Source organism: Alkalibacterium sp. MB6, from assembly GCF_009935905.1.
In the GTDB taxonomy this organism is placed as follows: domain Bacteria; phylum Bacillota; class Bacilli; order Lactobacillales; family Carnobacteriaceae_A; genus Alkalibacterium.
This window is the reverse complement of record NZ_PREX01000041.1, coordinates 1-8,392: the sequence shown is the minus strand read 5'-3', so window position 1 is coordinate 8,392 and position 8,392 is coordinate 1. Positions and strand designations below refer to the sequence as shown.

The 8,392-nt window shown below is 32.3% G+C and carries 12 protein-coding genes; 8 read left to right on the top strand and 4 right to left on the bottom strand.

Annotation, left to right across the window (positions count from 1 at the left end; genetic code table 11):
- Positions 1-86: 86 nt before the first annotated feature.
- From C3945_RS11380 to C3945_RS11370, 3 genes are read right to left on the bottom strand one after another with little or no spacing between them, the layout of a single operon-like run.
- Positions 87-326, bottom strand: a complete 240-nt coding sequence (locus C3945_RS11380) for a class II aldolase/adducin family protein (RefSeq protein ID WP_161879773.1) — start codon at positions 324-326, stop codon at positions 87-89.
- Between the two features lie 28 nt (positions 327-354).
- Positions 355-1,311 carry a 1-phosphofructokinase family hexose kinase gene (locus C3945_RS11375; protein WP_161879772.1) on the bottom strand — a complete coding sequence of 319 codons (957 nt, stop codon included), beginning with the start codon at positions 1,309-1,311 and terminating at the stop codon, positions 355-357.
- The gene (locus C3945_RS11370) at positions 1,308-2,072 is read right to left on the bottom strand and encodes a DeoR/GlpR family DNA-binding transcription regulator (RefSeq protein ID WP_161879771.1); all 765 of its coding nucleotides are present in this window, start codon (positions 2,070-2,072) and stop codon (positions 1,308-1,310) included. Before C3945_RS11370 ends, C3945_RS11375 begins: the two co-directional genes overlap by 4 nt.
- Positions 2,073-2,261: 189 nt before the next feature.
- On the opposite strand from C3945_RS11370, the gene C3945_RS11365 reads away from it, so the two are divergent.
- From C3945_RS11365 to C3945_RS11330, 8 genes are all read left to right on the top strand, one after another.
- Positions 2,262-2,720: a PTS sugar transporter subunit IIA gene (locus C3945_RS11365; protein WP_161879770.1), complete on the top strand. Its 459-nt coding sequence runs from the start codon at positions 2,262-2,264 to the stop codon at positions 2,718-2,720.
- Positions 2,721-2,740: 20 nt separating this feature from the next.
- Entirely contained in the window at positions 2,741-3,049 is a 309-nt protein-coding gene (locus C3945_RS11360; protein WP_161879769.1) for a PTS sugar transporter subunit IIB, read from the top strand.
- A 12-nt stretch (positions 3,050-3,061) separates the two neighbouring features.
- On the top strand, positions 3,062-4,423 hold the full coding sequence (locus C3945_RS11355; RefSeq protein WP_161879768.1) for a PTS galactitol transporter subunit IIC: 1,362 nt from the start codon (positions 3,062-3,064) through the stop codon (positions 4,421-4,423).
- Positions 4,410-4,670: a hypothetical protein gene (locus tag C3945_RS11350; protein ID WP_161879767.1), complete on the top strand. Its 261-nt coding sequence runs from the start codon at positions 4,410-4,412 to the stop codon at positions 4,668-4,670. The genes C3945_RS11355 and C3945_RS11350 overlap by 14 nt, the downstream gene beginning before the upstream one ends.
- A gap of 3 nt (positions 4,671-4,673) precedes the next feature.
- On the top strand, positions 4,674-5,423 hold the full coding sequence (locus C3945_RS11345; RefSeq protein WP_161879766.1) for a class II aldolase/adducin family protein: 750 nt from the start codon (positions 4,674-4,676) through the stop codon (positions 5,421-5,423).
- Positions 5,424-5,492: 69 nt separating this feature from the next.
- Entirely contained in the window at positions 5,493-6,290 is a 798-nt protein-coding gene (locus C3945_RS11340; protein ID WP_161879765.1) for a Cof-type HAD-IIB family hydrolase, read from the top strand.
- Between the two features lie 6 nt (positions 6,291-6,296).
- On the top strand, positions 6,297-6,737 hold the full coding sequence (locus tag C3945_RS11335) for an HAD family hydrolase (protein WP_161879764.1): 441 nt from the start codon (positions 6,297-6,299) through the stop codon (positions 6,735-6,737).
- 544 nt (positions 6,738-7,281) lie between these two features.
- Positions 7,282-7,668 carry a hypothetical protein gene (locus tag C3945_RS11330; RefSeq protein WP_161879763.1) on the top strand — a complete coding sequence of 129 codons (387 nt, stop codon included), beginning with the start codon at positions 7,282-7,284 and terminating at the stop codon, positions 7,666-7,668.
- A gap of 157 nt (positions 7,669-7,825) precedes the next feature.
- Here C3945_RS11330 and C3945_RS11325 read toward each other — a convergent pair.
- On the bottom strand, positions 7,826-8,392 hold a 567-nt coding region (locus tag C3945_RS11325; protein WP_161879762.1), incomplete at its 5' end, for an IS4 family transposase.

The window sequence follows — 8,392 nt, the reverse complement described above, 5'->3', positions numbered from 1 at the left end:
TGGATAAGTCATCCGAGTACTAGTATAAAGGATTTTTTTATACGATGGAACAGTTTAAAATTTTAATGCAACACTAGTGTCTTTATTTAAAACTTTGCAACAGAACCAGGAACTCTATCTCCATCTACAATAGTTCCATCTAATTTCATGATGACTATATCCTCAGGATTAGTTTTATAAAAATCTAACCCGCTTGGCGTAATAGCCATATATTCATCTTTTCGATTATAGTAACTAAGATTTCCACCGGTTCCGCTAGTTAGGTCAGTATCTACTAAACGTTTACCATATTCTATTATTTCTTTTCTAATATCTTCCATTAACATGATTTTTCCTCCAATACTAATTTTAAATTTATTCTTTTATCACGGTTATTTTTACCTGATTTTTAATCTTTGTGACATTTTCAACAGAAATAAACCCAACAGCTTCTTCCATTGCATTTGCAACACCTGCAGCCATGGCATATTTAAGTATCTCTTCAATTTCTAAGCCGTTGTCTAATCCATAAGCTATCCCTCCAACAGTCGAATCGCCTGATCCTGTTGGATTAATTAGTTTTATATTAGGTATTTGCAAATCATAAATAACATCATTATATTTAGCAATTGCTCCCTTTTCACCACAAGAAACTACTATAAATGGGATATCATCAAATAAAGAAGACGTATTTAACTGTTCAATTATTTCCTCTTTTGTAACTATATCCGTACCTACTACCTCAGAAAACTCATGTATATTGGGTTTTATAAAATAAGGTTTTATATCACTATTAAGAACATCGAAGAGTTGTTCTCTAGATATGTCAGCTAAAACTTTGACATCGTCATTAAGATTAGTTTGTAATTCATTTATAAATTCTCTGTATAATTTTAAGTTATTTGAATTAACAGAACCAGAGAGACAAATAACTTTTACATTAGGATTCGAATTGCATTGTTTAATCAATTTATTTAAAATATTTTTTTCAATTTTTGAATTAATAAAAGGCCCTACTTCTGTTATCTCTGTTTGAATGTTATTGTTGTGCATTATGGTTATAGCATTTCTTGTTTCTCCGTCTATTTCTATGAAATCTTGTAAAAATTTTTCTTTAGTTAAAAATTGCCTGACTATTTCTCCGTTAATTCCACCTAGCACTCCTGTAGTAAGTACCTTTGATCCCAAAATTGAAGCTGTTCTTCCTGCATTTATCCCCTTTCCACCAACCATACGGACGGGTTTTTCAAAGCGATTTTGGGCACCTAATTGAAAATGATCAATGGTATAAAGATAATCGATGGAAGGATTTAAAGTAAGCGTAATAATCATTGGACCAACTCCTTATTTAGTATATTCCCATAGGAATCAAAATATTTAAATGTACTATCATTCATTTTATCATCAGTAATCACATAGTCTAAGTCACTTAATTTATAAAAAGTATAAACGTCAGAAACATTAAATTTAGTACTATCTGCCACGACTATCTTTTTTTTAGAGTGTTCAAAAGCACATCTTTGTATACTCCCTTCCAGTGCATTAGAAGTTGTAATGTTATTATTGTAAATACCATTAGTGGCTGCAAATGCAATATCAATATTCAAATTACTAAAAATCCTTTCTGCATGTTCTCCGACAAATTCTTCTGTAGATTTCAAATATTCTCCACCAGTTAGCTGCACACGATAAGTAGTATTATTAATTAAGTAGTTAAATGCAAGTAAACTATTGGTTATAAAAGTAAGGTTCTTTTTATTTATAAACGGAAGTGCATATAATATAGTGGTTCCCGCCCCTAAATACACAACATCATTTTCATTCACCACTGTATTCATTATCCTTCCAATTTGTTCTTTATTTTCTATATGGAGATTCATTTTTTCCTCAGTTGTTAATTCTCTTTCTTTTATATTTAATTTCTGTACTCCACCATATAGACGGATCAATTTATTTTGATCCGCAAGTTCATTAACATCCCTTCGGATGGTCATCTCAGACACATTTAACTCCTGAGCAAGTTCAGCTATAGTTAGTGTATCGATGTCACCTAATTTTTCTAGTATGATTTTGTGTCTCTCAAATTTTAGCATATAAGCATCCTCAACTTTTTATTATGTTTGACTTTGTGTTCGACTTTGTTAATCTATATTACACATTGTAAACTAAATACTAAGACTAATCAATATTTTTCTTTGATAGCGTTGACATTTTTATTAAATCGAGTTATTATGAAATTGGGAAACAAAGTCAAACAAAAAAAAACAGAAAGGAGGAGGGAAATGAACACTAAAGAACTTTTTAGTCCTGAATTAATATGTCTAAATTTGGAAGTGAAAAATAAAAGTGATCTTTTTCGAAAAATAGCTGATGACTTAAATAAAAAAGGCTATGTTAATGCTGGATATCTAAAAGGTATTAGTCAACGAGAAGAAGAATTTCCAACAGGACTAATTACGCAACACTTAAATATTGCTTTGCCTCATTCTGATACTCAATACATTGAGAAGGCATTCATTTATATTGTTCGGTTAAATGAACCTATTACGTTTAATCAAATGGGTGATAATCAAGAAATTAAAGTAAAAGACATATTTTTTCTAGGTATTAAAGACTCAGCCAAACAAGTTAATTTATTAGCGAGCTTAATGGATTTGTTCTCCAATGATGAATTTGTAAACAATTTCGTTGAAGTTTCTAATAAAACAGAAATGCTATCATTAGTGAATAAAAATTTATAATTAAGAGAGGATGAAAAATCATGTCAAGAAACAAGCGTTTAATCGTTGCATGTGGTAGTGGGGTCGCTACAAGTACTACAATTGCTGAAAAAATAAAAAATAAATTTGAGGCAGATGGTATTAATTACCCGGTTGAGGCGGTTGATTATAAATCTATTGAAAATGAATTACCTAGTTCTAGCATCTATGTATATATAGCAAAACCTGATTCAGAAGTCTTAAAGCAAGCAGAACAATTAGGTATAGATGTTTATCCAGGAGTGCCATTCTTAACGGGCATGGGTGTAGACGATGTGTACGAAAAAATTGTTAAGTCTACTAAAAAATAGGGAGTGAAATAAATGGTTATATTAGAAAATAGTTTTCAATGGATATTAAATTTAGGGGCGGGAATATTTGTCCCTCTCCTAATCTTCATCCTTGGATTAGTAGTAGGAATGAAAGTACGAAGAGCTTTTATGTCAGCTATTACACTTGGTGTAGCTTTTACAGGTATGAACTTAATCATCGGATTTATTTCTGAAGCTGTACAACCTGCATCGGAAGCTTTAGCATTAAATACTGGAATTACATTGCCTGCACTTGATCTAGGATGGACAGCTGCAGCGTCGCTTGCTTGGGCATGGGTATATATTTTTCTACTCTTCGCAATTCAAATCGTATTAAATATTATCATGTTGTCATTGAACTGGACAAAAACACTGAACGTTGATATGTGGAACGTTTGGGGTAAAGGTTTGACAGCTTACCTAGTTTTTCACGTAAGTGGTTATTTATGGGCAGGATTCTTAGCAGCTATTGTTCAAATGATTTTGGAATTCAAATTGGGAGATATGTTCCAGCCACATATTGAAGATATTACTGGTATTCCATTAGCTACCGTTACTCACCCAATGAATTTATCTGCGGTATTAATGTTACCCCTCAATAAATTGATGGATAAAGTACCATTTTTAAATAAAAAAGCAGACACTGCAGAGTTACAAAAGAAAATTGGTATTTTCTCTGAAAACTCAGTCATGGGATTCATTATTGGTATCCTTTTAGGTTTTGCTGGTGCATATGGTATCACTGGATCATTAAACTTAGGCATTCAAATTTCTACAGCCATGGTATTATTCCCAATGGTAAGTAAATTGTTTATGCAAGCTCTATCACCACTTTCAGAAGCAATGTCTGAATTTATGAAAAAACGATTCAATGACCGTGAAGTATATATCGGATTAGACTGGCCAATTCTTGCTGGTAGTTCCGAATTATGGGTTACTCTGATTTTGCTGGTTCCTGTATTTATAGGTTTTTCTCTAGTCTTACCAGGAAACGAAGTTCTACCAATTGCTGGAGTTCTTAACTATTCAATCGCCGTAGGTGGACTATTACTTACAGGGGGCAATATTTTTAGAATGTTAATCCTTGGTGTAATTACTATGCCGATTTATCTATACGGTTCAACTTATTTAGCCCCAATCTTAACTGAGATGGCGGATGTTACAGGGGCAATTGATGTGGCAGAGGGAAGCTTAATTACTTGGTCTTCTATTGAAGCACCAGAATTACGTATCTTTTTAGCAGAAGCATTTAATGGTAATTTATGGGCTATTGTAGCTGCAGTCATTTTCTTCGCTCTCTTCTACTGGCTATATAAAGCAATGACTAAGACACCTGTACCATCAGAGAGGTATGAGGAACTTGAGAAGTCATGAAGCAAAACCTAAAAAAAGTTTGTGGTACGTATTATTATTCAGCGCTATGATGTTTTTCACCCTAAGTTTAGTAACAAGTAATACTATATATAATATTTTAGCAATTGGAATAGCTATTATTATATATAAATTTGGATATGAGGAACTTTTTGGTGAATACAATAGAAAACAAAAAGATCGAAAAGAAAAAGCTAGAAAGCTGTATAAGAATATGCAAGAAAACTACGAAAATAAAAAGGAGAAATAGAATATGACTGCTGGTAAGATAATGTTTCAATATGAACGTGATACTATGGCCAAAATCGTTAAGATGACATTTGAAAGAAAGAATACGAACTCAGCTGGAGGCAATTGGTCATTTTTAACTGAGGATAAAAATGGAAAACAATTTATCATTATGACTCCGTCTATGATGTCAGAGGCATATTACGGAAATGTAAGCGCTGCTCAAGTATTAGTTGTTGATTTAGAATCAGAAAAAAAGGTCGCAGGTGAAGGGAATCTTACACGAGAAATTAACATGCATTTAGCTGCATATAAAACTAATCCAGAAATAAAAAGTGTGTTTCACGCACATGCGCCAAATTCTATGTTCTGGGCAACTAGTAAGCTAAACATGCCTAACTTAACAGAATCAACCCAAAAGGTAGAGTTCATTAAAGTTTTAGATTTCGAACCTAACACGACAGTTGAGTTAGCTACAGTAGTTGAAAAAGAATTAAAAGAAGATTCAAGATTACCAAGACATATCTTATTAGATAGCCATGGAGTTTTAATATTGACTCCTGGTGAAGATGGAATTGAAGCAATTAATAAAGCAATACAAATTTTAGATATTGTTGAATGGAATGCAGACATTGCTTATAAACAAACAGTATTCCAAAAACTTGGTATTCTTGATGGATACTACTCTAAAGGACAAAAAATTGGCACCGTGGACGATCTAGTTGCGGGTAACGAAATTTGGAACCAAGGTACTCCGGATGAGGGTCACGAATAAAACGAAAAAAGGGCTGATAATTTCAGCCCTTTTTTTATGTTATTATTATATGAAAGGAGTGAATGACGGTTGAAATTACTAGCGATAGATATGGATGGCACCTTACTTCATGATAGAAATTATGTTACGCAGAAACAAATCGATTATCTTTTAAATCTTATTTATAGAAAAAAAGCAAAAATTGTCATAACTACAGGGAGGCCTCTCGCTGGAATTAAAAACTTGTTGCCTAAAGAATTGTATGAAAATGTGTTTCGAATTGCGCTAAATGGTAGTCTCATTCAAACACCAGAAGATGAAATTCTACAAATTAGTAGTTTAGAGCATGATGAAGTGTTAGAAATTTTAGAATATGCAGATGCCTATGAAACAGATGTTAGTATATTAGACGAACATAAATTTTATTCTTTATCTAAAAACATTACTGATCTAATGTCTTATGATGCAAGTCTAAATAAGATGATAATGGAATACTATGATATTACGCACATAAATCATCTTGAATATATTACTAAATTACTGATTTTTTCAGAACCGGATAAGATTTCGTGTTTACGATCAAAGTTACCAGAAAAATTTTATAAACAATTCAGCATCATATTTTCTCAAGATTATTTGATTGAATTTTTACCTAAAGAGATTGATAAAGGAAGTTCATTACTTAAATTAGCGAATGAATTAGAAATACCACATCGCTCTATTATTTCAATAGGAGATGGTTTAAACGATCGAACGATGTTAAAAGTAGCTAATGTTGCAATCGCAATGGATAATGCCCATCCAGATATAAAAGAAATGGCAGATATTATTTCACTTACAAATAATGATGATGGAGTGATTCACGCGCTCAAAAGAATAGGATTGTAATTGTACATGGAAAATATAGTTGATAATATTAAATATGTTGGTATTGATTTAGATGATACTTTGTATAATAGAGATAATGTATATAAAAATACATTTTACATCATGGAAAAAGAAGTAGTTTGTACGAATAGTCATTTTGAAAAGTTTAATAAAACTTTTCAAAAATATTCAATAAACGAATTTGATAAGTACACTACGGGGAAGAAAAGTAAGCTTTCTTATAAATTGGATCGTGTGAAATCGGCGTATAAAGATTTTGGCAAAACTATTAGCGAAGAAGAAGCACTGATTTTTCATTCTCTATATGAATATTTTAGGAATAACATTACATTAAGGCCGGATGCACTTGAATTTATTCAGTTGCTTAAGGAACTTCATGTACAACCTTTTATATTAACAAATGGCCCGAGTGAGGATCAGTGGGAAAAAATTAAAGACATCAGGTAAGTATATTTTATATGTAGGAGATCATATTGAAAACGATGTGCGGGCATCAATACAAAATAATTGGAACTCTGTATATTTTGAATTTACTAAGCAAAGTACGAATGTACCAAATGTTTTAACTGTGAATAATTTTAGATCTTTGTTTAATATTTTCAACAAACAAAGTCTACCTAAATAATTCATACTTTATTTTTATTGTGTGAAAACTATCTCATGATAGACCATATCAACTTTTTTAAGTTTCACCTCCTGTCGGGTTATCACATATATAAAATTCAATCTTATTATATTGTCGAACATCCGAACCGATCAGACACTTGATTTAGAATAGTGATTGCATACGTTTTTATCGCTTCTTTTTTTTAAAGTCAGCTATAAAGATGTCAAGGAATAAGTTAGATAAGTAGGTGAATATTTCAAATAAATATTCAGATAGTACAGATATGAAAAACCGTTATACTTAATTGATAAATTAGCGGATTTAGGTATTGACTATATTCATTCTTCAAAATGGGGAGAAGAAGCTTATAAAGCTCCAGCAGAAATGGGAAAATATAAGGGAGAAAGTACAAATAAAGTTATTTATGACTTGATTCGTGATCGTACAGCGTTAGTTGTTGTAGGAGATATCTTAACTCCAGAAGCTGCTGTAGATGCACTAAATTATGGAGATATTGTAGCTCTTGGCTCAGCAGTATTATTTGATCCAGAATTTAAAAACAAAATTGCTGAAGGTAAAGAACGTGAAATTAACTTCGATGTCACAAATCGCTACGAAGATCTAGCGCTACCGAAACATTTTCCAATTATGATTGCAGCAGTTAATGCCTCAGGTGAAATCCCTAAAAGTACTTTTGAAGTATTAAAAGAAAATACATTAGACGAAGAAAAAAATATATTTTTAGTAATAAAAATCACTAGTGTTGCATAAAACTTAGAATAAATAGGTTTTATAGGTTGTTACTTTTATCACAAGTAGTTTTCGTTAAAATTTCCAAAAAAGTCAATTGCTGGCGCAAGGGATGACTTTTTCCAGAAATTTTTAGGGTTATTCAGTTGTGGATTAGTCTTTTTGTACTCTCTTTCACTTAACCAGGTGCGAACGATTCTTTGAAACACTCAAATGGTTCATACTGTAACGCTCTGATTTGTCTCAAAATAGTGAAGAGGGTTGATTTCAACCTTAATTCTAGTTTCATCAGTAACGTCAATAAGTAGACAATCATCGCAAGAATCACTTGATTCTCTACGCCTTGTTCAGACTGTGAATAGTACGTTTTAATGGTCAAATGTTGTTTGATGTGCTTGAAAAACAACTCGATCTGCCATCTTGATTGATACATCTTTCCGATAGCCTCTGCTGAAAGATCCATTCGGTTCGTCAGGATACGTAGATTCGATTGATGATTACGTTCAATCGTTACTAAGCGAAACAACCCCGTCAGGTAGGTCGATTTTCCCAGCTGAACCAATTGATCACTGATAATCCCTGATTCATGAGACACTTCCAGGTGCGCTTGAACATGAACGGCTGTATTCTTTTTAATGCGGGAAACGAAAAAGTAGCCCTCCCAGTTCATTTGATCAAACTGAGCGAAATCCAGATACCCGCGATCAAAAACATAGGTCGCCCGTTTCTCATTGATAAAGACGTT

What these genes read in the sequence shown, in the direction of transcription:
- C3945_RS11380 (WP_161879773.1), bottom strand. Translation starts at nt 326, where the DNA reads ATGTTAATGGAAGATATTAGAAAAGAAATAATAGAATATGGTAAACGT.
- C3945_RS11375 (WP_161879772.1), bottom strand. Translation starts at nt 1,311, where the DNA reads ATGATTATTACGCTTACTTTAAATCCTTCCATCGATTATCTTTATACC.
- C3945_RS11370 (WP_161879771.1), bottom strand. Translation starts at nt 2,072, where the DNA reads ATGCTAAAATTTGAGAGACACAAAATCATACTAGAAAAATTAGGTGAC.
- C3945_RS11365 (WP_161879770.1), top strand. Translation starts at nt 2,262, where the DNA reads ATGAACACTAAAGAACTTTTTAGTCCTGAATTAATATGTCTAAATTTG.
- C3945_RS11360 (WP_161879769.1), top strand. Translation starts at nt 2,741, where the DNA reads ATGTCAAGAAACAAGCGTTTAATCGTTGCATGTGGTAGTGGGGTCGCT.
- C3945_RS11355 (WP_161879768.1), top strand. Translation starts at nt 3,062, where the DNA reads ATGGTTATATTAGAAAATAGTTTTCAATGGATATTAAATTTAGGGGCG.
- C3945_RS11345 (WP_161879766.1), top strand. Translation starts at nt 4,674, where the DNA reads ATGACTGCTGGTAAGATAATGTTTCAATATGAACGTGATACTATGGCC.
- C3945_RS11335 (WP_161879764.1), top strand. Translation starts at nt 6,297, where the DNA reads ATGGAAAATATAGTTGATAATATTAAATATGTTGGTATTGATTTAGAT.
- C3945_RS11330 (WP_161879763.1), top strand. Translation starts at nt 7,282, where the DNA reads ATGGGAAAATATAAGGGAGAAAGTACAAATAAAGTTATTTATGACTTG.